This window comes from Geopsychrobacter electrodiphilus DSM 16401 (assembly GCF_000384395.1).
Classification (GTDB): Bacteria; Desulfobacterota; Desulfuromonadia; order Desulfuromonadales; family Geopsychrobacteraceae; genus Geopsychrobacter; species Geopsychrobacter electrodiphilus.
The window spans coordinates 4,104,250-4,126,580 of record NZ_ARWE01000001.1; the positions used below are offsets into that span (position 1 = coordinate 4,104,250).

18 protein-coding genes are annotated in these 22,331 nt (G+C 55.2%); 5 read left to right on the forward strand and 13 right to left on the reverse strand.

Annotated elements, in window-relative coordinates:
* Positions 1 to 134 precede the first annotated feature (134 nt).
* From pal to D888_RS0119530, 4 genes are all read left to right on the forward strand, one after another.
* Complete coding sequence (gene pal, locus D888_RS0119515; protein WP_020678260.1) at positions 135 to 686, forward strand: peptidoglycan-associated lipoprotein Pal; 552 nt, start codon at positions 135 to 137, stop codon at positions 684 to 686.
* A 72-nt stretch (positions 687 to 758) separates the two neighbouring features.
* Entirely contained in the window at positions 759 to 1,553 is a 795-nt protein-coding gene (gene ybgF / locus D888_RS0119520; protein WP_020678261.1) for a tol-pal system protein YbgF, read from the forward strand.
* 188 nt (positions 1,554 to 1,741) lie between these two features.
* A complete protein-coding gene (locus D888_RS0119525) occupies positions 1,742 to 2,584 on the forward strand; it encodes a hypothetical protein (protein WP_020678262.1) in 843 nt (280 codons plus the stop codon).
* Entirely contained in the window at positions 2,581 to 3,096 is a 516-nt protein-coding gene (locus D888_RS0119530; RefSeq protein ID WP_020678263.1) for an acyl-CoA thioesterase, read from the forward strand. The genes D888_RS0119525 and D888_RS0119530 overlap by 4 nt, the downstream gene beginning before the upstream one ends.
* A gap of 12 nt (positions 3,097 to 3,108) precedes the next feature.
* On the opposite strand, the gene D888_RS0119535 is transcribed toward D888_RS0119530, so the two are convergent.
* From D888_RS0119535 to D888_RS0119595, 13 genes are all read right to left on the reverse strand, one after another.
* The gene (locus D888_RS0119535) at positions 3,109 to 4,296 is read right to left on the reverse strand and encodes a vWA domain-containing protein (protein ID WP_020678264.1); all 1,188 of its coding nucleotides are present in this window, start codon (positions 4,294 to 4,296) and stop codon (positions 3,109 to 3,111) included.
* 9 nt (positions 4,297 to 4,305) lie between these two features.
* Complete coding sequence (locus D888_RS0119540; protein WP_020678265.1) at positions 4,306 to 5,148, reverse strand: AAA family ATPase; 843 nt, start codon at positions 5,146 to 5,148, stop codon at positions 4,306 to 4,308.
* 222 nt (positions 5,149 to 5,370) lie between these two features.
* Entirely contained in the window at positions 5,371 to 6,216 is an 846-nt protein-coding gene (locus D888_RS0119545; protein WP_020678266.1) for a class I SAM-dependent methyltransferase, read from the reverse strand.
* A gap of 1 nt (position 6,217) precedes the next feature.
* Entirely contained in the window at positions 6,218 to 8,278 is a 2,061-nt protein-coding gene (gene oadA, locus D888_RS0119550; RefSeq protein WP_020678267.1) for a sodium-extruding oxaloacetate decarboxylase subunit alpha, read from the reverse strand.
* A gap of 102 nt (positions 8,279 to 8,380) precedes the next feature.
* Positions 8,381 to 10,138 carry an acyl-CoA carboxylase subunit beta gene (locus D888_RS0119555; RefSeq protein WP_020678268.1) on the reverse strand — a complete coding sequence of 586 codons (1,758 nt, stop codon included), beginning with the start codon at positions 10,136 to 10,138 and terminating at the stop codon, positions 8,381 to 8,383.
* Positions 10,139 to 10,249: 111 nt separating this feature from the next.
* Positions 10,250 to 10,462: an acetyl-CoA carboxylase biotin carboxyl carrier protein subunit gene (locus tag D888_RS0119560; RefSeq protein ID WP_020678269.1), complete on the reverse strand. Its 213-nt coding sequence runs from the start codon at positions 10,460 to 10,462 to the stop codon at positions 10,250 to 10,252.
* Between the two features lie 48 nt (positions 10,463 to 10,510).
* Positions 10,511 to 11,629 (reverse strand): sodium ion-translocating decarboxylase subunit beta, encoded by a 1,119-nt coding sequence (locus tag D888_RS0119565; RefSeq protein ID WP_020678270.1) that lies wholly within the window; start codon positions 11,627 to 11,629, stop codon positions 10,511 to 10,513.
* Positions 11,630 to 11,656: 27 nt separating this feature from the next.
* Complete coding sequence (locus D888_RS24300; protein WP_020678271.1) at positions 11,657 to 11,815, reverse strand: hypothetical protein; 159 nt, start codon at positions 11,813 to 11,815, stop codon at positions 11,657 to 11,659.
* A 57-nt stretch (positions 11,816 to 11,872) separates the two neighbouring features.
* Positions 11,873 to 13,030, reverse strand: coding sequence for an acyl-CoA dehydrogenase family protein (locus tag D888_RS0119575; protein WP_020678272.1), 1,158 nt, complete (start codon positions 13,028 to 13,030; stop codon positions 11,873 to 11,875).
* Between the two features lie 55 nt (positions 13,031 to 13,085).
* Positions 13,086 to 13,871 carry an IclR family transcriptional regulator gene (locus D888_RS0119580; RefSeq protein ID WP_020678273.1) on the reverse strand — a complete coding sequence of 262 codons (786 nt, stop codon included), beginning with the start codon at positions 13,869 to 13,871 and terminating at the stop codon, positions 13,086 to 13,088.
* A gap of 327 nt (positions 13,872 to 14,198) precedes the next feature.
* Positions 14,199 to 16,040, reverse strand: a complete 1,842-nt coding sequence (locus tag D888_RS0119585) for a feruloyl-CoA synthase (RefSeq protein WP_020678274.1) — start codon at positions 16,038 to 16,040, stop codon at positions 14,199 to 14,201.
* Positions 16,041 to 16,081: 41 nt separating this feature from the next.
* Complete coding sequence (locus D888_RS0119590; protein WP_020678275.1) at positions 16,082 to 17,845, reverse strand: acyl-CoA dehydrogenase family protein; 1,764 nt, start codon at positions 17,843 to 17,845, stop codon at positions 16,082 to 16,084.
* Positions 17,846 to 17,888: 43 nt separating this feature from the next.
* On the reverse strand, positions 17,889 to 18,317 hold the full coding sequence (locus tag D888_RS0119595; RefSeq protein ID WP_020678276.1) for a universal stress protein: 429 nt from the start codon (positions 18,315 to 18,317) through the stop codon (positions 17,889 to 17,891).
* Between the two features lie 1,092 nt (positions 18,318 to 19,409).
* Between D888_RS0119595 and D888_RS23490 the strand changes: the two genes are divergently transcribed.
* On the forward strand, positions 19,410 to 22,145 hold the full coding sequence (locus D888_RS23490) for a PAS domain S-box protein (RefSeq protein ID WP_020678277.1): 2,736 nt from the start codon (positions 19,410 to 19,412) through the stop codon (positions 22,143 to 22,145).
* Positions 22,146 to 22,331: the final 186 nt, after the last annotated feature.

Below are 22,331 nucleotides of genomic sequence, written 5' to 3' on the forward strand. Positions count from 1 at the left end.
ACCAGCTGGGAGGAGTTCGTGCGGTTTTTTAGTGCTTTTCCTCTTGGTTTTTGTGTAGGATAGAAGATTATCAGAAAAAATTTGTCGCTAGAGCGGCATTCACAAGTTCGCGTTTGCGAAAGGAGTGGTAGATCATGCAACTGAAACCTGTCATTAAATTAACTGCATTGCTGGCCCTGGTCTTGATGCTGGCTGTTGGCTGTGCAAAAAAACCGAAGATGGATGATTCGGCCCAGGTTGACCAAACTCAAATGCAACAAGAGCAGGTTGCCCAGGTCGCTGAGCAACCGGTTACTGAGCAACCGGTGACCGAGCAGAGCAGCAGTATGGCTCAGGATACCACGGCCGATGCCGCGACCTCTCTTGAGCGGGTCCATTTTGATTTTGATCAGTATGTCTTGACCGCTGACGCTCGCGCCAGCCTCAAGAACAACGCTGCTTACCTCAACGCCAAGGGCGTCAGTGTCCGTATCGAAGGTCACTGTGATGAACGTGGTTCAGACGAGTATAATCTGGCTCTGGGCGAAAAACGTGCATTGGCGGTTAAGTCCTATCTGGTCTCCCTCGGTGTCCCCGCAGAGCGGATGAGCATCCTCAGCTACGGTGAGGAAATGCCTTTGGTGATGGGCCATACCGAAGAAGCTTGGGCCCAGAATCGTCGTGCCGAGTTCAAAGTACTCAACTGATACAGTTGAACGATTCAGTGAAAGGCCGTGCCTTGTTGAGGTGCGGCCTTTTTTTATCAGAAAGGATACCAGATGAAGCGACTCCTCGGTCTTGGTTGTCTGTTACTGGTTCTGGCAGGTTGCCTGCCGGCACCCCAGGCACAGCTTAAAATGGAAAATGACTTCGAAGAGATGAAGCGACATCTTGCGCATCTTGAGCAAGGAAACAGTGATGGTGGCAGCCAGGCCAAGCGGCAAGTCGAAACCCTTGGACGACAGGTCGCCGAACTTCAGTCTGGACTCGACAGCTTGCGGGTTGAAGTTCAATCGATCAATGGCCGACTTGATGAGGTCAACCGTTCCAATCAGCAGAGTTCTGCCGATCTGTCGCTGGTGCGTGATGATCTGTCGATGCAGATATCGGTCCTGACCAAGCGCTTGAATGACATGGAAGCGAAGGCACTTCAAGCCCCACCTGTGGCTGAAGCGGCGACCCCTCCTGGCAAGGCTGAAGAGAACACCAGTCCTGAAATGGTCTATCAGGCGGCGCTGGAAAAGATTTTAAATGGCAGCGACTTTGAGGGGGGGCGCAAAGCTCTTGAAGCCTTCATTCAGAAATACCCTAAGCATGAATTGCAGGTTAACGCGCTGTATTGGATTGGTGAAGCTCTTTACGGTGAGAAAAAATATGAGGCCGCGATCCTCAAATTTCAAGAGGTTATCCAGCAGCACAGTGATCACCCCAAAGCCGCTGCAGCCTTGCTGAAGCAGGGGAAAGCCTTTATGGCTCTCGGGGATAAACAGAATGCTAAAACGACCTGGAAGACGCTGGTGAAAACCTTCCCCCTGTCGCCCGAAGCGGAAAAAGCGAAACTGTTGCTCAAGTAGGGGGGAGACTCAGTCAAGACGAAGAATGGCCCCCGTTCTGTAAAGACGGGGGTCTTTCTTTTGGCGGGCAGGGTCCTGATCCTGCAGGGGGTTGGGATAAAGCGCTATACTCGGTGTTGGGTCAGCGCTTGATCAAGCATAAGTTTCATATGCGTTCAGGAAGAAATAGATTTTTTAAGGATGAAGAAATGAATGCCGTTCAATTCTCAGGGCTGGTTGTTGAATTAAATTACACCCTGGCAAAGATCAGTAAATATCTGAAAAATAATCAGTACGTCTATCTGCGGGCTTTTGACAGCTGGACGGATAGCTATAATGCGGTGGCCGTGCGGCTCAATGCCGATAAAACCCTGACCGTCCCGACTTTCAGGTTGAGTCCCAGCGATTATTCCCCGTCCGGCAAATCGATCAAAAAGACCAGCGTGGATAAATTTATCAAGACCATCAATCATCAGATCGTGCGCCTCGAAAACAAGATCGATGAACTGCACAGGGAGGCTGCCTTGCAGCTTGCGGAACCGCATCCGCTGGCAAGGTTTTTCCCGAGCGACCCCGATGGGAAAACTCTTGATCAGCCATCGGCAGACAAAAGAGTTGTGGTTGCCGGCCCCGGAACCGATGTCGGTCGGTCTGTTTTCCATCAAGGTATCCAACCGTTACTCGAGGCCCAGGGTTTAGGCTGGTTCAGGGTAGAGGCATCGCCTCTGGATGAGAATGGACTCTGCGAACTCTGCCAGCAACTCTACACCTGCCGGCTGGCAATTCTCGATCTAGCCGGTCAGGACGCAAATGTCATGCTCACTCTGGGCCTGGCCTACGGGATCGGCAAACCGGTTATTCTTCTTCAGCCGCTGAACGAACCGCCGCTCGGGGGGGGCAATAACCCTGATCTCCTGTGCTATGCCGATACGGCCGAGATCAAGACCTTGCTCGGGAACCACCTGCAGGCGATGACCACTGCTTCGGGTTTGAACCTTTTACGGAGAGCGGAATGTCCAGCATCAGGGAACAAACAGGAGAACTCACTATGACCCCTAAACCAGCCAAGTATTGCAAAGAATCGAGAACCATAAAAGCCTCGATGGTTCTTCCTCCCGATACCAACAACTACGGCACCATGTTCGGCGGCAAGGTAATGTATCATATTGACGATATTGCCGCCATTGCCGCTACCCGTCATGCGCGAACCTCGGTGGTGACAGCATCAACCGACTCGGTCGATTTTCTGCATCCGATCCGCATCGGTCATTCGGTCTGTCTCGAAGCCTTTGTCACCTGGACCAATCGCACCTCGGTTGAAGTCTTCGTCAAGGTTGTCGCCGAAGAAATGATGAGCGGTGAGCGCACAGTCTGTGCGACCTCTTTTGTGACCTTCGTGTCGATCAACATCAATGGCGAGAAACAGATGGTTCCCGGTGTCATCCCCGAGACCGAGCTGGAAAAATTTCTGTTTGAGGGGGCTCCAGAAAGGGCCAAAAAACGCCTGGAAAAACGTGAGATCTCAAAAGATCTGGCGGCAAGGTTCGGTACCAGGAGTTTCTGATCGTCTGACGATTCAGAGCTGAGTCTTACTCAGCAGCCGAATGCCTGCATCCAGCCCTTCGAGGGTCAGCGGGAACATCCGTCCCGCCATCAACTGGTGCACCATGCCGGTCGACTGGGTAAAGTTCCACCAGCCCTGGGGGGTCGGGTTGAGCCAGATTGCATTCTTGTAGGCATCGAGCAGACGCTGTCCCCAGACATAGCCGGCTTCCTCGTTCATATGCTCGACGCTGCCGCCGACCATCGAAATTTCATAAGGGCTCATGGCGGCATCGCCGACGAAGATCAGCTTGTAGTCGGGACCAAAAGTGTGAATCAGCTCCCAGAGGTCGATCCGCTCGGCGCGGTAGCGCTGGTTGTCACGCCAAACGCTTTCGTAAACAAAGTTGTGAAAATAGAAATATTCGAGTTGCTTGAATTCACTGCGGGCGGCGGAGAAGAGTTCTTCGCAAACCTTGATATGGTCATCCATCGAGCCACCGACATCGAAGAACAGCAGTACCTTGATCTTGTTGTGGAGTTTGGGGATCAGCTTCAGGTCGAGATAGCCAGCGTTGCTGGCGGTGGCGCGGATGGTGCCGGGCAGATCGAGAACTTCGGGAGCTCCTTCCCGTGCGAAATGCCGCAGACGCCGCAGGGCGAGCTTGATGTTGCGCGTGCCGAGTTCCACTGAACCATCGAGATTCTTAAACTCGCGCTTATCCCAGACCTTGACCGCACGCCGATGGCGTGACCCCTCCTGGCCGATGCGGATCCCTTCAGGGTTGTAGCCGTAGGCGCCGAAGGGAGAACGCCCACCGGTACCGATCCATTTGCTCCCCCCCTGGTGACGCTCTTTCTGTTCTGCGAGGCGCTGCTTCAAGGTCTCCATCAGCTTTTCAAAACCACCAAGCGCTTCGATCTGGGCCTTCTCTTCTTCGGAGAGTACCAACTCGGACAACTTGCGCAACCATTCCTCGGGAATCTGGGTCTCCAGCTCTTCGCTGAGATCAGTTATCCCCTTAAAATACTGGGCAAAAACCCGGTCGAACTTGTCGAAATGGGTCTCATCCTTGATCAGGCAGAGCCGCGCCAAATAATAAAAATCCTCGACGCTTCCCCAGACCACCTGTTTGTCGAGAGCTTCGAGCAACCCCAGATACTCACGAATGCTGACCGGGATCTTGGCCTGTTTCAGTTGGAGAAAAAATTCGACCAGCATCAGCGTTGCTTACCTACCACGACGAGACAGACCGACTAACCGCTCAAACAGTCCCAGATCCTGTTCATTTTTCAACAGCGCACCATGCAAGGGCGGGATCGATTTACCCGGCTGCGAGCTGTGCAGAGCTTCGGCCGGAATCTCCTCGGCGACCAGCAGCTTGAGCCAGTCGAGCAGTTCGGAGGTCGAGGGTTTTTTCTTCAAGCCCGGCACCTCGCGCATGCCGAAAAATGTTTCGAGGGCGCTCTTGAGCAGGTTCTGCTTGATCCCCGGATAGTGTACCCCAACGATCTGCGCCATGGTCTCCGCTTCGGGGAAGCGGATGTAGTGGAAGAAACAGCGGCGTAGAAAGGCGTCGGGCAATTCCTTTTCGTTGTTGCTGGTGATGATGATCACCGGGCGGTGTTTCGCCTTGATCAGCTGGCGGGTCTCGTAGACGTAAAACTCCATGCGGTCGAGTTCCTGCAGCAGGTCGTTGGGGAACTCGATGTCGGCTTTGTCGATCTCGTCGATCAGCAACACTGCACGCTGATCTGACTCGAAGGCCTCCCACATCTTCCCCTTGATGATGTAGTTACCGATCTCGTGCACCCGTTCGTCGCCGAGCTGTGAATCGCGCAGCCGTGAGACGGCATCATACTCGTAGAGGCCCTGATGGGCCTTGGTCGTTGATTTGACATGCCACTGGTAGAGTGGCATGCCGAGGCTTTTGGCGACCTCTTCGGCGAGCATCGTTTTGCCGGTGCCCGGCTCCCCCTTGATCAGCAGAGGTCTGCCCAGGGTGATGGCGGCATTGACTGCAAGGTTCAGGTCAGGGGTGGCTATATAAGAATCGGTGCCGGTAAATTTCATGGTTATTTCATCCTGTTCGTCTGTTTATAAAAATCAGCCCGACATCGGGCGGTGTCATAAGCGATCTTTGTACGTTGATCTTACTACAAGCAGTCCTTTCTGAAGCTGTTCTGAGAGAAATTTTTTCCTCACAGGGGCTGCGCACCGGGCACAGCCCAGGCGAAGCGTTGCCGGAACGGCTCCCAGAAACTTGGTAACTGATCCAGGCCATTGGGGCTCCTTTTATACTGGCCGTTGAACGCTGGCTTCGATGAGTGCGATCCGGTCCTCTTCAAGGTTGCGCACCTGATTTTGCGCCATGAGCCGAAAATCGTTTCCTAGCAGCAGATGTATCCCGAGGCCTGGCATGCTCTGTTGCTTGATTTTATCCCCCATGCGGCGAAACCAGACGCGCCCCTTTTCGGTACTGTCCTGCCAGCTCAAAATCTCGAAACCCAGACACTCGAGTTGTTCGCGCAACTGCTGCGCACTGATCAGGTGGCTGATCGACGGGTCACGTGCCCAGGGGACCGGAAAAAGAACCGGTCCGCCCGCTCCGGCGAGTACATCATAGATAGCCAGCCTGCCGCCGGGTTTCAGAACGCGCCACATCTCGGCAAAAAGCCTGGCTTTGTCGGCGATATTCATCGACGTATGCTGGGTCCAGAGGAGATCGAAGCTGTTATCGGCAAAGGGGAGAGAGAGGGCGTTCCCCTGCTGGTAGGAGACCCGCGAGTCAAGCCCGAGCCGTGTCGCCAGCATGTTGGCGACGCGACAATATTCCGCGCTGAGATCGATGCCGGTAACCCGGCAACCGAATTCGGTCGCCAGACAGCGTGAGGCACCGCCAAGGCCGCTCCCGATATCCAGCACTGCCAGGCCTGCGGAGAGGTCGAGTTGGCGTGCGAATTCGAGGGTGGCCCTGCGCCCGCCGATGTGAAATTCATCAATCGGGGCCAGATCTTTGGCTGTCAGCTGATTCAAATCCAGCCCGGCCTTGGACAGTGCCGACAGCAGCGCGGTTTCAAGGCCCTGATGGGCGTAGTGCGCCTCAACGGAGCCGCAACCTGAAGCGGAAGAGGACACCATCTCAGGCCAGAACCAGCAAGGTTTGCCCGATATCGACCGCGTCACCCTCTTTGATGAGCAGTTGGCTGATGGTCCCATCGCGCTCGGCAATGATCTCGTTCTCCATCTTCATCGCTTCGAGAACCAGCAGCAGATCGCCTTCCTGAACCTGCTGTCCTGCCGTCACCTCCAGCTTCCAGATGTTGCCCGCCAGCGGAGCGACCACTCCGTTGACAACTGCAGTGTCGTCAGGTGCAGGCGCTGCGGCAACCGGATCCGCGGGACTACGCTTCTCGCCGGAAAAGGCGAGAAGCGCAGCGCCGATCTCAACCGCATCCCCCTCCTTGACCAGGACCTCAGCCACCAGGCCGGCTTTCTCGGCGACGACTTCATGTTCCATCTTCATCGCTTCGAGGACAAAGAGCAGATCCCCTTCTTCAACGGTCTGTCCCGGGGTCACTTCAACCTTCCAGATATTTCCGGCCAGGTGAGCAGTCAGGGTGTCTGCGACAACCGGTGTCGCCGCGGTCGCTTGAGTTTCCGCGCTCGCCGCAACCGCCGCGGCCGCTGCGGCTGCACCTGCAGCTTCGACCACCTGCACAACAAAAGTTTTGCCACCGCCGGTTACCGTGTAGATTTCAGCGCCGGCGATCGCCGCAGCCTGAGGCGCGGCGACCGCGGGCTCTGCGGAGGGGACGGGTTCAAAGGCCGCCGGGTTGTGGCGATTTTCGATGAATTTTAATCCGACCTGCTGGAATAAGGCGTAGGTCAGGACGTCCTCGATCTCGTTTTCGGCCAGACTGAGCGCTTTATCGGCCGCGATGCCGCGCAGTTCGGCGGTGAGCCGCTCCACCTCGGGCTCGAGCAGATCCGCCGGGCGACAGGTGATCGGGGTCGCCCCTTTCAGAATCTTTACCTGCAGCTCTTTGTTGACCGGCGCCGGGGTCGCGCCGTATTCCCCTTTGAGGACGGCGGTGGTCTCCTTGGTGACGGCCTTGTAGCGCTCACCGGCGAGGATATTCAGCACCGCCTGGCTGCCGACGATCTGCGAGGTCGGTGTGACCAGCGGCAGAAAGCCGAGGTCTTCGCGCACGAAGGGGATTTCCTGCAAGACCTGATCGATCTTGTCACTGGCCCCCTGCTCGCGCAGTTGGCTCTCCATGTTGGTCAGCATGCCGCCGGGGACCTGAGCCAGGATAATCCGCGCGTCGATCCCTTTGAGGGATCCTTCAAACTTGGCGTATTTTTTCCGTACTTCGTGAAAATAGGCGGCGATCTCCTGCAACAGCGGAAGATCCAGGCCGGTGGCCCGTTCGGTCTCGGCGGTGATGGCGACCAGCGCCTCAGTGGGGGAATGAGCGTAGGTCATGCTCATGGAGGAGATCCCGGTGTCGACCCCGTCGATCCCGGCTTCGATCGCTTTTAAATAAGCCGCGGTCGACATGCCGGTGGTGGCGTGGCAGTGCATATGGATCGGAATCGTCAGGTTTTTCTTGAGTTTTTTGACCAATTCGTAGGCGGCGTAGGGGGTTATCAGACCGGCCATATCCTTGATACAGAGCGAGTGAGCGCCCATATCCTCAATGAATTTGGCCAGGTCGACCCATTTGGCCAGGGTATGCACCGGACTGACGGTGTAGGAGATGCACCCCTGAGCGTGCTTGTCCTGTTTGATGACCGCTTTGATCGCGGTTTCGAGATTGCGCGGATCGTTCATGGCATCGAACACCCGGAACACATCGATGCCGCCAGCCGCTGCGCGCTCGACGAATTTTTCGACTACGTCATCGGCATAGTGGCGATAGCCGAGGATATTCTGGCCGCGAAACAGCATCTGTTGGGGCGTGTTGGGCATGGCCTTTTTCAAAGCGCGCAGCCGCTCCCAGGGGTCCTCGCCCAGATACCGGATACAGGAGTCGAAGGTCGCGCCGCCCCAGGTTTCCAGAGACCAGTAACCGACCTGGTCGAGCTTTTCGGCGATCGGCAGCATGTCGTCCAGGCGCATGCGAGTGGCAAACAGGGACTGGTGTGCATCGCGCAGGACAAGTTCGGTGATTCTCAGGGGGGTTTTTGATTTGCTCATATATCCGCCTCGCAATCTTGATCCGTCTGGGGATTAAAATCTATAAAAACCGGGTGGGAACCTTCCCCGGAGAGAGGGTCGGGGAAGGTTCCGCCGCCGGGCCTAACCTTTTATGATGCGCGGCAACAGCATCTGATGTACCGGAGTGATCGATCTGGGGTTCTGGTAGTTGGCCCCGGTGAAGGCCTTGATGTAGTTGCGCAGCTCGGTCAGCGCGACGATCTCGTCGACAAATCCGGTCTTGGCGCAGTAGGCCGGACGCGACTTGTCCTGATAATCCTGGATCATCTGGTTCATCTTATCCAGGGTCGGTGTGAGGTCATTGCCGGCGTCATCCTCTTTGACCAGCCGCCGCGCGTAAGACGCGGCTGCGGCGGTTTCACCGTGCATGACATAAATTTCGGTGATCGGAGTGCCGAGGGTGAAGGCGTTGTTATTGTTGGCCTGTGGGCCACACATGATGTAATGGGCCGCGGCGGTCCCTTTGCGCAACACGACGCACATCATCGAGAGTTCGGTCTGTTCGATGGAATAGACCAGTGACTGTCCCAGCGCCAGCAGTTCCGCCTCTTCGGCGAGATCGCCGACATCGATACCGGTGGTATCCTGCAGCCAGACGATCGGCAGGTTGTCGCGGCCGCAGAGGGTGACAAACTCACCCTGCTTGATCAGTCCCTCGCGGTAGTGCTTGCCGCCGACCCCAGGATAGGCTCCTTCGGCATAAGCCGGGTAGCCGGGGAAGACCCCCTGCTGGTTACCGATAAAGGCGACCGGAAAACCATCGATCTTGGCGATGCCGGTGAAGACCTCGCGCCCGTAGTCGGGACGGTATTCCATGAACTCACTGTTGTCCGTGAGTCGCGCCAGAATCTGGATGGCATCGTAGGGGCGCTTCTGGTTGGCCGGTAAAAGCAGATTAAGCTCCTCGGTCGGAAGTCTGGGTTCGGCAGGTAGAGCGACCCGGAACATGGTCGGATCGTAGGCCGGCATCATGCGCATGTAGTCTTTGATGCCGTCCAATACCCCCTGCTCGGTATCATGGACTTCACGGAAGTAGGCGGTCTGGTCGAAGTGGGTTTCAACCCGCCCCGGCGCCTTGCCCTGGAAATTTTTGGTCCCCTCAATAAGTGCCTGAGCGGCCTCTTCATCAATATAACCTTTGGGATTCATGCCACCGACAATACCGGCGCCGCCGACGGCGATGTTTGCATCTTTGTGCGCCAGCAGGATGGTCGGGCTGATCCCCTGATAGCCGCCACCGGCCGGATTGGTGCCGTAGATGCCGTTGAGGATCGGGATCCCCAGATGGTTAAGATCGGCGTGACGGTAGAAGGGTGCACCGCTTGAGCGCCGCCCGGCGTAGACCGTCTCTTGCTCCATCAGCTTTACGCCGCTGCAGTTGGTCAACCAGACCAGCGGCACGTTGAGACGCTTGGCCATTTCAGTGACCATCAAAATATTTTCGGATTGTCCAGCGATCCAGGCTCCGGCCATGACCTTGTTGTCAAAGCCGATAATCACCGCCCACTTGCCTTCGATCTTACCGATGCCGTTGACCACACCGGTGCAGCCTTCTTCGTTATCCGTCGGGTTGTAAAGGCTGTGCAGCGGGCACCAGGTGCCGGCGTCGACCAGGTAGTCGAGGCGGTCGTAGATGGTCATGCCGCCGCGTGAATGAACTTTTTCCGCCGGAATTCCGGCGTTCTTGACGCGCAGAATTTCTTCGGCGAGGATCGCTTCCTGCTGCTTGATCAGTTCGGCGTTCTCCTGGGAACGGCGAATTTCTCCGTCCCTGAGTTCCTTGCCGATGGCGGGCATGGTCTCGAAATATTGGCGCAATGGCGTTTGTTTGCGTGTCATGGCTGTCCCTTTCTCGATGACGACAAGCGGCAGCCGGATGTCTGAAGATTAGCCCGGCTGCTCGATGTCGAACAATTTATAAAAATGAGTTGATGAGCGATAACCTCAAGCTCATTCAATCACGATCAGTACGTCATCCTCATTGACCGCGTCCCCTTCTTTAACCTTGATGGTTTTGACAGTCCCGGCATCGTCGCAGTAGATGGGCGTCTCCATTTTCAAGGCCTCGAGAATGACCAATTCATCGTCCAGCTCAACTTTATCGCCCACGGCCACGAGGATTTTCCAGACATTACCGGCGATGGGTGCAATCAGTTCAGGCATCGTAATTCTCCTTTGTCAGGTGTATTAAGCTGTAGCAGCTAAAACAAATTATCCAAGATTCTTCAAAAGGATGGCCGCAGCCACCACGGTGCCGATCACGCCAGCCACGTTGGGGCCCATGGCGTGCATCAGTAGATAGTTGCGCCGATTGGCTTCGGAGCCGACCTTATGCACACAGCGGGCGGCCATGGGCACGGCGGAGACGCCGGCCGCGCCGATAAGCGGATTGATCTTGTTTTTGAGAAACAGGTTCATGAATTTGGCCATCAAGAGTCCCGAGGCGGTGCTGATAACGAAGGCGAAAAGGCCGAGGAAGAAGATAAACAGGACCTTGGGGTTCAAAAACACTTCGGCGGTCATAGTCGCCCCGACTGACAGTCCGAGGAAGATGGTGACAATATTCATCAGCTCGTTGGAAGCCGCCTTGCTCAGCCGTTCAACAACGCCCGACTCTTTGAAGAGGTTGCCGAGCATCAGCATTGAGATCAAGGGCGCCGAGGCTGGCACCACCAGCATGATGATCATGGCGGTAATGATCGGAAAACAGATCTTCTGCAAGCGGCTGACCGGTGCGAGTTTGGGCATGACAATCTTGCGTTCGGCATCGCTGGTCAACAGTTTCATGATCGGCGGTTGAATGATCGGGACTAGGGCCATGTAGGCGTAGGCCGAGACCGCGGTGGCGCCGAGCAGATGGGGCGCCAGCTTGGAGCCGAGGTAGATGGTGGTCGGCCCGTCGGCGCCACCGATAATGGCGATGGCGGCCGATTCTTTCAGATCGAAGCCGAACAGTACAGCGGCAAAGAAGGTGACGTAAAGACCGACCTGGGCTCCGGCGCCGAGCATCAGCGTTTTCGGGTTCGAGATCAGCGGTCCGAAATCGATCATCGCGCCCAGGCCGAGGAAGATCAATGGCGGGATAATATCCAGGTCGATGCCGTATTTATAGAAGAACCAGATCAGTCCATGTTCCGGTTCCATCAGATAAGTCAGCGGCAGGTTGACGACCAGAATGCCGAAGGCGATCGGCAGTAGCAACAGCGGCTCGTACTGTTTCTTGATGGCGAGATAAAAGAGCACAAAGGCGATCAGCCACATAACCAGATTGCCTAAACTCAAATTCATCAGACCGCTTGAAAAGATGATGTCCTGTAAGATTTTAATCATGACTTTGCACTCCAAAAATCAAGCGGTTTAGGCCTGCTCTGTTTCCTCTTTTTTCTGGCTCTGCTCAAACCGTTTGATGATTCCGTTACTGAGCTTGGTCAGAATCATCAACAGGAACATGACCAGATAGACGCCGAAAATTCCGCTACCGAAGACCTCGAACACTTTTCCCCAATCGATTTCCATGACTCACTCCCAGGCAGTGATTGCCTTTGAATGCAGATTGCCTTTATCGGCAAACGACTAGCGGTTGGCGACATCGCCCATCGAGATCCCGGCGATAATCATCTTCTGGATATTGCTGGTCCCTTCGACTACTCGCAGCGAGTGGGAATCCCGCAGGAAACGCTCTGCTGGGTACTCGGTAGAATAACCATAGCTGCCGAAGATCTTCATCGTCTCGCTGGCCGCATGGACGGCGGCTTCGGAGGCGAAGAGTTTGGCCATGGAGGTCTGATGTTGGTTGGGCAGGCCCTGATCCTTGAGCCAGGCGGCGCGATAGACGAGGAGCTGGGCGGCTTCATGCTCAGCGACCATCTCGGCAATCGAGGCCTGGATCATCTGGTAGGAGCCGATCTTTTTGCCGAACTGGGTGCGCTCGTTGGCGTATTCGATGGCCGCCTTGATCGCGCCTCCGGCGATGCCGAGTGCACCGGCCGAACAGCTGATGCGGGTGTTGTTGAGCTGCCACATGCAGATCTCGAAGCCCTGGCCGACTTCACCTAAGACTGAATCCTTGGGAATCTGTGCTTTGTCGAAGGCGATCTCGCCGGTCGGTGCGCAATGCAGGCCGAGCTTGGTCTCGATCGGTGCGGTAACGATCCCCTCGTTGCCTTTGAGATTGACGATAAAGCAGGTCATCCCCTTGTATTTCTTGCTCTTGTCGGTCATGGCGTAGACCAGGCCGTAATCGCCGAGATGGGCGTTGGAGATCCACATCTTCTGACCATTAAGCTCCCAGTGAGTGCCGCGATCGGTGGCAGTGGTCCCCATGCTGACGACGTCAGAGCCGGAGTTGGGCTCGGTGATGGCGAAAAAGCCTATATGCTCGGCACTGACCCACTTGGAAATGAAGCGTTCTTTTTGATCCTGCGTGCCATACTTGTTGACGGTACAGGCGGGACCGACGTTTTGCATATTAAGCGGCAAACGCGAGGATCCGCTGACAATGGCAAGCTGTTCGGCGATGATGACCGATTCGAGAAAACCGCAGCCGTTGCCGCCGTACTCTTCAGGCAGGGCGCAACCGAAGAAGCCGAGATCAGCCATCTGCTTGACGAGTTCGGGGCGGAAGCGGTGATTCGCTTCGTCGTCCTTAAGGGTGGGCAGGATCTCCTTCTGGGCAAAATCCCTGGCCATCTCCTGCATCATCCGTTGTTCGTCCGTCAGTCCAAAATGCATCTTGACCTCCTGTAAATTATTGGGTTTCCAGCGTCTGGTTTAAATGTCCGCAGGGTTATAGATTTTCGAGGCGCCGACCGATTTCAACCAGTTTCGGCCCGATTTCATGTTCAAGTTTTTCAGCGCTGAGCTGCCAGGCCGGGCCTCCGCAGTTGATCGCCAGGACCGACCTGTCGGCCTGGATCAGAGGGACGGCGATAGAGTTGACATTTTCGCGCCAGTCCCCAAGCGAGAAGCAGAAGCCCTTGGTCTGATAGTCGCTGGCACCCTGATCGATCCCGGCCTTGATCTTCGGCCAATCGGCTTTAGGGGTGGCCTGCTTGATCTGCGCGACCAGGCTGATCCGTTCTTCAGGCGCTAAACCGCAGAGCAGAGCTCGTCCCATAGCGGTATTGGCGATCCGGGTGCGGGCGCCAATCTCAATGCGCAGGGCGATCATGTTGGCACTGGCGACGCAGTTTTCCAGATAGACCATGTGCAGGCCATCAGGGGCCGCCAGCGAGACGGAGGCTTCGGCATTGTCGGCCAATTCCTGCATCAACGGCCGGGCGGATTTAAGGATGTCCATATTGCCGCGCATCGAATAGCCCAGGGTGAGCACCGCCGCCCCCAGACTGTACTGGTTGAAGCGTTTGGAGTGATTCAAATAGCCCAGAGTCGTCAGGGTCTGGGTGAGCCGGGAGACTGTCGCTTTAGGTAGTCCGGTGCGCGCGGCGATTTCCTGGTTCCCCAGAAAGTGGTCTCCCTGATGAAAACAGCGCAGCACGCTCAGGCCTCGGGCCAGAGCGGTGATGACCTGGGGCGCCTGCTCTGCGCCGCTCTTTTCATCCTTACTGTTCATGGTCTGTCGATCCTCAACGAAAGTTAGGCTTTCGAGCCTGTTCGGATTAACTGTTGATTCTATCTATACGTTGTGAAACGTCTTCGGTCAATAGTTTTTTTGGAATCGAATTCCACTCTACGGAATTAAGAAACGACAGGTGTAGATCAAATTTCTGAAAATTCTGGATCTATAATGGCTTGCAGATGAGGCTAAAGCGGGGTTGAAAGCAGCGAAAGAAAGGGCGGCGCTGGAAAGTTTTTGTGGAAAGAGAGCCCGTGCACAAGCGGGTAACGAGTGATAATACGAAAGGCCGCATCTCACCAGCGCCTGCAGGACCAGCCTCAATTAGAGCACAATCACACCTGAAGCTGGGGGCTCAGCATAGAGTTGTTCGACGAGATCCTGGCGCCGTTGTAGAGACGCACGCTGATTGATGTAGCCTTTGTCGGTAATCTCGTTGGCGTCACTGTCTGGCGGGGTGGTCATTAACAGGATCCGGCCGATTCGGGTGGATGACCCCTGTTGTTCGGCGTTGTATTGGGACAGGGCGCGACGCAGGTGGGTTTTGACCTCGGGATGCTGCAATAGAACTGCGGGTGAAACATCCCCTTCAGTCTCACCGCAAAGCTTCTTGCAGGCCGAAAGGTTCGGCCAGCCAAGAATTCCAACCTCCTCCCGGTCATGGCCGGTGACCAGGGCGAACTGCAGCACCGGCGCGGCGACCGCCAGCACCGCCACCCGCAGCAGTCCGACCCGTACCCAGGTGCCGCTGGCCAGTTTAAAATCTTCTGCTACCCGGCCATCGAAGGAGATCCCCTTGCCCGGGTCGCTGGGATCGACGAACCGACCGGCGTCGCCGATCCGGTAATAGCCGTCGCTATCGAAGGCGTCGGCGGTCAGATCGGGTCGCCGGAAATATCCGGGGGTCACATTTGGCCCCTTGACCCGCAATTCGTAGCTGTCACCGTTCGGCAGCATTTTCAGCGAGACGCCGGGACAGGGGATGCCGATGACTCCGGCTTTCTTCAGCGTAAAATGGGCGGCGGTGGCAAGCGGCGAAGTTTCGGTCGAACCCCAGGAGGAGGTCATCATGACTTTCTTGCCGGTCGCCTGGATGGCCACCTGTTCGAGGCGCTCCCACAGATCCTGGGGCAGGGCCGCGCCGGCGTAGAAGATCAGCTGCAGATTTTTGAAGAAGTTGTCGCGCAGGGCGGCATCCTGCTCCAGATGAGGGAGTAGCATGGCATAGCCGACCGGAACATTAAAATAGATGGTCGGCGAGATCTCTGCCAGGTTTTTCACGGTCTGTGACACCAGCCCCGGCGCCGGTTTACCGCCGTCGATATACAGGGTGCCGCCCTGATTGAGCACCAGGTTGAAATTGTGGTTGCCGCCGAAGGTGTGGTTCCAGGGGAGCCAGTCGACAAGAACCGGCGGGGTCTGCAGGGTAAAGGGCCAGACCTGGGCGAGCATCTGCTGGTTAGCGCAGAGCATGCCGTGGGTGTTGATGACCCCCTTGGGCTGACCGGTCGAGCCGGAGGTATAGAGAATTTTGGCCACGGATTTTGCGCCCACCTGCGCCAGGGACTGATCAACGTCGGCGGTCACCGGGGTCTTGAGCAGTGTGGCAAAGAGGGTGGTTGCCTGCCCGGGAAGCTCGCCCTGACCGACTACAATTTCGACCCCGGCCAGGTTCAGGCTGGAGAGGGGCCTGGCAAACAGCGCGCCGTCGGCGACATAGATCAGTCCGGGACAGATCTCCTCGAAGATAAAGCGCAGCTTGAGAAAATCCTGGCTGAGCAGTGAATAGGGAACCGAGACCGGCACCACCGGCACGCCGGCGATGAAGCCGCCGAGCATCAGCAGGGCGTGATCGATGGAATTACCGGAGAGGATCATCAGCGGGCGGTAAGGGCCCAGCTTGCGGTTGAGTAACGCCTGGGCAATGGCGTTCGCCTGCTGGCTGACCTCCGCATAGCTGAGACGGCGCCAGTCGTCCGCCTGGCGTTCGGCGAGAAAGATCCGCTCTGGAGCCTGCTCGGCCCAGTGTCGTAACCTGAGGCTCAGATTCTCCGGGTAGGGTTGCAGGGGGATGGCAGAGGAGAAGAGGAAGCCGGTCTCGGGGGTGCCCTCGATGGCGACACGCACCGGGGCAAAATCAACAGCGGCGAATTCGGTGGAATGCATGGCAAACCTCCTGGAGCGATTGAATAAAAGTGCTGATCAGTTCAGAACGGGTAGCCTCCGGCGTCGCTGGCCGCCGCGGCAAGAGTGCGCTTGGCCTCCAGCAGGTCGGTGGGGAGATAAGCGGTCAACTCGGTGATGGTTTGACGCAGGTCCCCGCTCTGCGGTTCCGGTACACCGTAGGCGGCACAGCGCAGGGCGGCAGACAGGATCTGGCCGCTCAAGGAGAAGGCAGCTGTTTGCACCAGGGCCCGCAGCGGGGCGCTTTTCGGTCCGCCGGTCTGCAACATCTGGCTGGCACGCAAGAGCGTACTCTCTAGCGCGAAGGTGTCGATCGCCAGGTCCCCGAGGGCCAGCAGGATCTCCTGCTCTTCGCGTTTGGTTTCAACGGCGCCGAGCAGGAGCAGGAAGAGTCTCTTCAGCTTGGCCAGCAACTCGGCCTCGACGGCAAAAGCCGCGGGGTGGTTACGGTCAACACGCGCCGGGGTCGCATGCCCTTGCTGCGCAACCCGCACCTGGGACCAAAGGTCGAGCTGACCCGAGTCGGCGCGGCGCAACAGCAGGGTCGGGATCAACATCCGGTTGATCTCGTTGGTCCCCTCGAAAATTCGGTTGATCCGCGCGTCGCGATAGAAACGTTCGACCGGGTAGTCCTGTATATAGCCGTAGCCGCCGTGAATCTGCAGCGCCTCGTCGGCCACCATTGCCAGAGTATTGGTGCAGAAGACCTTGGCCATGGCGCACTCGCCGGCGTATTCTTCAATCGCCTTCTGGTAGCGCGCGTAATAATCGTCGCCGCTGCGTTCGAGGGTCGCGATCCGCTCATCCAGCAGCCCGGCGGTTCGGTAGAGGAGTGACTCGGCAGTAAACAGGGCGCAGCTCATATCAGCCAGTTTTTCCTGAATGGCACCGAACTGCTGGAGCTGCTGGCCGAACTGTTTGCGCTCACCGGCATAGGTAGCTGCTTCGCTGAAGGCGGCCTTCGCGGCGCCGACGACGGTTGCGGCCAGTTTCAGACGGCCGATATTAAGTACATTGAAAGCGATTTTGTGCCCCTTCCCCGCTTCTCCCAGCAGGTTCGCGAGCGGCACCCGCACATTCTCCAGGACCACCTGGGCGGTTGAACTCCCCTTGAGCCCCATCTTCTGCTCTTCTTTGCCGATGGAGAGCCCTGCCGTTTCACGCTCTACCAGAAAAGCCGAGAACTGTCGGCCGTCGATCTTGGCGAAGACCGTGAACAGGTCGGCAAAGGCCGCGTTGGTGATGAATTGTTTGACGCCGTTGAGCAAATAGCAGGACCCATCGGTGGAGAGGGTCGCGGTGGTGCGGGCGCTCAGGGGATCACTGCCGCAATCGGGTTCGGTCAGACAGTAGGCCCCGATCCATTCGGCGCTGGTGAGTTTTTCGAGGTAAGCCTGTTTTTGGGAGGGGGTGCCAAAATAGACCAGCGGCAGGGTCGCGATGCCACTCTGGCCGCTGGAGGTGATGGCGAATGAGCCGCTGGGGCCGAGCTTTTCAGCGACCAGCATACTGGTCACCTTATCGAGTTCCAGACCGCCGTATTCCTCGGGGATATCGACCAGGAACAGCCCGAGTTCGGCTGCGCGGCGCAGTTTTGCGACCACCAGCGCGAAGTCCTGTTTTTCCATCACCGCCAGCTCCGGCAGGATCTCGTCGCGCATGAAGCTCTCGGTCGTCGCCGCGATCTGACGCTGCTCCGAACTGAAATCCTCCGGCGTGAAGCTTTTTCTGTCGTGGTTATGTGCCAGCAGAAACTCGCCGCCTTGCAGGGGCCGGGTCAGGTCCATGGATCAGATCCTTTTTAAAAAGAGCGGCAGCAACCGTTGCGGCTCAGATAATCAACACCGGGCATTTTGTCTGATGGACAACGAAATTGGAGACCTGACCAAACAACAGGTCGCGTAATCCGCTGACAGGATTGCGGCCGATGACCAGCAGATCGTACTCGCCACTGTCGGCCAGCGCACAGATGGTTTCGCGTGCGTGACCTTCTTTGACCAAGGTCTCCACGGTGATCCCCGCAGCGCTGAACAGGTCTTTTTGGGCGGCGATAAATTGCGCCGCTTCCTGTCGGACACGCAGTTCGAATTCATCGCGGGTCTTTTCGGGGAATCCGAGAATCGCGAGCATGCTTAGATCCAGAACATGAAGCAGGGTCAAGGGCGGGCTGAGGCGCTTCTTGAAAGCGATCAGACCTTTAACTGTCCGGGCCGAGATCGCTGAGCTATCAAGGGGAACCAGTACTTTTTGAGCTTTCATGTGATCTCCTTATCGAGTGCATAGCAGGGGGTTATTCGTCCATTAATGGATATTACCGTCCCTCTAGCTCTTTGGTTCAAAGAATATCAGGTGGAAGGTCTTGTCGCATTGAGCGGGATTCAACTTATGTTTAAAATATAGCAAAGACGTACCTCAATACCAAATTCTGAGTCAACTAAAATTGTGCAAATTCTGGGGATACATGCAAAGGCGTTTCGCGTGAACTGTCAAATTACCGGATGAAGGGACTTTTTTTAAGAGTAACGCGGGACGTTCTTGACAAAACGACCAACTGGCGGGTCGTTACAGCACTGGCGTTGTCAATGAGTTAATCCTTTTGTCAGGAACGTCCCCGATCTGCACGATCAGGAACAATCTAGGAGATCTTACATTGATCGGTTTTTGCTGAAACCCTGGTCAGACCTGAGTCCGTCCCGCATCCTCCAAAAGGACTCATGGTTCAAGCCTGCGACTGTCAATAGATTAGACATCACTATTATTTTTGGTATCATAAGACAGGCCATGGCGGGGCCTTGATCGAGATTTTTTCTAAGTGAGGAATGGAGAAAATTTATGCCAACCTTTGTTCTCGGGTGGCAGACTTTAAACCTGGCTTTGATAAAGTAACTGAGCTTACACAGTGCATAGTGGCGTACTTTAGTGGTCTGAGAACATTTTAGGGAATAAGAGAATGCCTGGCAGCAAAGGGTGAGGGAAAGGTTGTGAGGGTCATAAGATAAGACCGACTTTTGTTTGATCAGATATCCAGAGTCATTGACAAGGCGAGTAACTATCATCCTCTGCCGGTGAATTCAATAGCAGAAGTCGAGGATGAATCAGCACTGATTGAGCATACTGAAAACAGGATTCCCTCTCCCTGAAAAATCCTCAAATTCAGTCCTCGTTTCAGAAAGTGGGCCACCCTGACTCAATGCGAGTTCACTTTGTGGGGATCAAATCAAAATCTCAAATATATGGGGATCATCAATCCGCAGCGCACCCCTCGGGGAAGTGCAAGTTAATACACTGATTTAGCAGGGCCATACGTTCTGAGAAAAAATCTGCAATTCCAATTTCCTGGAGGCTTCGAAGATGGAGAAAAACGAGCACCTTCCCCACCCGTCAGAGAAACAGACTCTCGAGGATAAGAACAGATTCGAACGAATGGTCAATACCATTCCGGTCATGCTTTACGATTCCGTCCTCGATCCAGCCGGTACCAGCCGTTTTCTCTATGTGGCACCTGGCCCTTGTCGTGAAATTCTTGAATTAGACCCAGGAGAGCTTCTGAATGATATGGGGTTGGTGTGGAATCTGATCCATCCAGAGGATCTTGAGCGCCTTTACCAGGAGGATCTGGCCGCCAACCTTGAGGGAAAAGTATTTAACTCCGAAGTTCGCATCATTACGCCCTCGGGGCGCTTAAAATGGCTTCGGATCAATTCTAAGCCTAACCCGGCGTCACCTGGGGAGCCTGTGATTTGGAGTGGATTCCTTCAGGACATCACAGAGAGTCGGAAGGCCGAAGAGGAAAGAAACCGCCTGGCCAATCTGGTTGATGTTGCTCCTGCGGCCATTACCATCCATGACCCCGATGGGAATTTCCTGTATGCAAACCAGAAATGCCTGGATATGCACGGATATACCCGTGAGGAATTCTTGGCACTCAACCTTCATGAGCTTGATGTTCCTGAGACTGTAGTTTTATTTGAAGAGAGGAAACGTCAAATTGAGCAGCATGGGTCAGCCTCTTTTGAGGTTAGTCATTTCCGGAAGGACGGCTCAATATTTTCTTTACATGTATCGATCAGAGCGACGCAATGGGAAAACAAACCAGCCGTTGAAAGTATCGCTGTAGATATCTCCGAGCAGAAACGGGTAGAGGATGCCCTTCACGAGTCACGAAATTTACTCCACAGTGTTGTGGAGAACATTCCCATCCGCATTTTTTGGAAGGACTCTGAATTAAACTATCTCGGTTGTAATACGGCGTTTGCTGAGGCGGCCGGTTTTTCCTGCCCTGAAGATTTGCTAGGCAAAGATGACTTCCAGATGGGCTGGCAAGAGCAGGCGGAGATGTACCGGGCAGATGACCAGCTGGTTATAGAGTCAGGCGTTCCCAAACTGGGGATCATTGAACCCCAAACGACACCCGCGGGAGAGAGAATCACGGTCTGTACCTCCAAGGTTCCGCTGTTTGATGACGACAATAAGGTTATCGGGTTGCTGGGGATTTATGAAGACATTACCGAACGCCTGAAGGCGGAAGAAGAGTTGAAAGAGAGTGAGTATTTTTTTAAGGAGTCACAACGTTCCGCTTCCATTGGCTCCTATAAGGCAGATTTGGTGGGAGGCTATTGGGAATCCTCTGAGGTTTTGGATTCTATTTTTGGTATTGATGAAAGCTACAACCGAAGTATTCAAGGCTGGATGGACCTGGTTCACCTGGATGATCGAGAGAGGCTAGAGACATATTTGAGCGAAGAGATTATCGGCCAGAAAAAAGCGTTTGCCAAAGAATACCGGATCATTCGTCACAACGATGGCGAAACACGCTGGGTCTATGGATTGGGTGCCCTGACCTTCAATCGCGATGGGCACAAGCTGTCTTTGCTTGGAACAATTCAGGATATTACTGACCAGAAAAATAAAGAAGAGGAGCGCAAGACCCTCGAAAATCAGCTTCAACAAACCCAGAGAATTGAAGCGCTGGGTCGACTCGCCGGCGGGGTGGCCCATGATTTTAATAATATGCTGAGCATCATTCTCGGGCATGTAGAAATCGCGAAAAGAAAAGAGGCAGTATCACCTGCACTACATCAGCACCTGGATCAGATTCACAATGCGGCCAAACGTTCTGCCGATATCGTGCGCCAGCTTCTGGCTTTTGCGCGGAGACAAACAGTTACCCCTAAGATCCTTGACCTGAACGATACGATTCGGGGCATGTTTACCATGCTCAAGCGCCTGATCGGCGAAGAAGTTGAACTGGCCTGGTCATGCGAAAACATGCTGTGGCCGGTTAAGGTGGATCCTGGCCAGATTGACCAAATTCTGGCCAACCTTTGCGTCAACGCGCGGGATGCCATCGAAGGGTTCGGTGAGATCAATATCGAGGTAATAAATAAACATTGTGATGGCATTTTTTGCGCCGAACACAAGGGACTCTCCCGGGGGGATTATGTTCTCCTGTCCGTGACTGATAATGGTAGCGGAATAGAGGAGAAAAACCTCGAAAAGATTTTCGAGCCTTTTTTTACGACCAAAGGAGTAGGTCAAGGAACTGGCCTTGGACTTGCGACGGTTTATGGAATCGTAAAGCAGAATGACGGCTACATCGATGTTCAAAGCAAGCCAGGTGAAGGCACCACATTCCTGATATATTTCCCTCGATTTACGGGGGAAAATGTAGGTTCTCAGGTAGAGCCTGGAGCAAGCCTGGTTGAACGAGGAAAGGAAACGGTTTTGCTGGTGGAGGATGAGCCGGCGATACTTGATATTGGCAGACAACTTCTGGAACTACAGGGGTACCGAGTGTTGACGGCCGAAACACCAGGGGAAGCGATTCGCCTGGCCGAAGAATACACGGGGGATATTCATCTTTTGATGACTGATGTCGTCATGCCAGAAATGAACGGTAGACAACTGGCCAAAAAAATCCTGACCCTTTATCCAGATATCAAGCGTCTTTTTATGTCAGGGTATACAGCTGACGTCATTGCTCATCATGGTGTGCTTGACGACGGAATACATTTCATCCATAAGCCATTTTCTCTTGATGACCTTACGACAAAGTTAAGGGAGGTATTGGATTCGTCTGGGTATTGAATTTACCGGGAAAGGTAGTTGTTTTTATTGGCCATCATTATATGCATTGATTAACGGTGTTCATATTGGACGAAAGGCAAGTTCCCTTAAATCCACGGCAATACGGAGAAATACCACCCAGATCGCCAGAAGAATATTTGCTGACTGAATAGCCGTGGAGAACGGGGGCCTCACGGCTATTCAGGC

Bases quoted from the DNA above. Each gene is read 5' to 3' on its own strand.
- pal (WP_020678260.1), top strand. From the start codon at position 135: ATGCAACTGAAACCTGTCATTAAATTAACTGCATTGCTGGCCCTGGTC.
- ybgF (WP_020678261.1), top strand. From the start codon at position 759: ATGAAGCGACTCCTCGGTCTTGGTTGTCTGTTACTGGTTCTGGCAGGT.
- D888_RS0119525 (WP_020678262.1), top strand. From the start codon at position 1,742: ATGAATGCCGTTCAATTCTCAGGGCTGGTTGTTGAATTAAATTACACC.
- D888_RS0119530 (WP_020678263.1), top strand. From the start codon at position 2,581: ATGACCCCTAAACCAGCCAAGTATTGCAAAGAATCGAGAACCATAAAA.
- D888_RS0119535 (WP_020678264.1), bottom strand. From the start codon at position 4,296: ATGCTGGTCGAATTTTTTCTCCAACTGAAACAGGCCAAGATCCCGGTC.
- D888_RS0119540 (WP_020678265.1), bottom strand. From the start codon at position 5,148: ATGAAATTTACCGGCACCGATTCTTATATAGCCACCCCTGACCTGAAC.
- D888_RS0119545 (WP_020678266.1), bottom strand. From the start codon at position 6,216: ATGGTGTCCTCTTCCGCTTCAGGTTGCGGCTCCGTTGAGGCGCACTAC.
- oadA (WP_020678267.1), bottom strand. From the start codon at position 8,278: ATGAGCAAATCAAAAACCCCCCTGAGAATCACCGAACTTGTCCTGCGC.
- D888_RS0119555 (WP_020678268.1), bottom strand. From the start codon at position 10,138: ATGACACGCAAACAAACGCCATTGCGCCAATATTTCGAGACCATGCCC.
- D888_RS0119560 (WP_020678269.1), bottom strand. From the start codon at position 10,462: ATGCCTGAACTGATTGCACCCATCGCCGGTAATGTCTGGAAAATCCTC.
- D888_RS0119565 (WP_020678270.1), bottom strand. From the start codon at position 11,629: ATGATTAAAATCTTACAGGACATCATCTTTTCAAGCGGTCTGATGAAT.
- D888_RS24300 (WP_020678271.1), bottom strand. From the start codon at position 11,815: ATGGAAATCGATTGGGGAAAAGTGTTCGAGGTCTTCGGTAGCGGAATT.
- D888_RS0119575 (WP_020678272.1), bottom strand. From the start codon at position 13,030: ATGCATTTTGGACTGACGGACGAACAACGGATGATGCAGGAGATGGCC.
- D888_RS0119580 (WP_020678273.1), bottom strand. From the start codon at position 13,871: ATGAACAGTAAGGATGAAAAGAGCGGCGCAGAGCAGGCGCCCCAGGTC.
- D888_RS0119585 (WP_020678274.1), bottom strand. From the start codon at position 16,040: ATGCATTCCACCGAATTCGCCGCTGTTGATTTTGCCCCGGTGCGTGTC.
- D888_RS0119590 (WP_020678275.1), bottom strand. From the start codon at position 17,845: ATGGACCTGACCCGGCCCCTGCAAGGCGGCGAGTTTCTGCTGGCACAT.
- D888_RS0119595 (WP_020678276.1), bottom strand. From the start codon at position 18,317: ATGAAAGCTCAAAAAGTACTGGTTCCCCTTGATAGCTCAGCGATCTCG.
- D888_RS23490 (WP_020678277.1), top strand. From the start codon at position 19,410: ATGGAGAAAAACGAGCACCTTCCCCACCCGTCAGAGAAACAGACTCTC.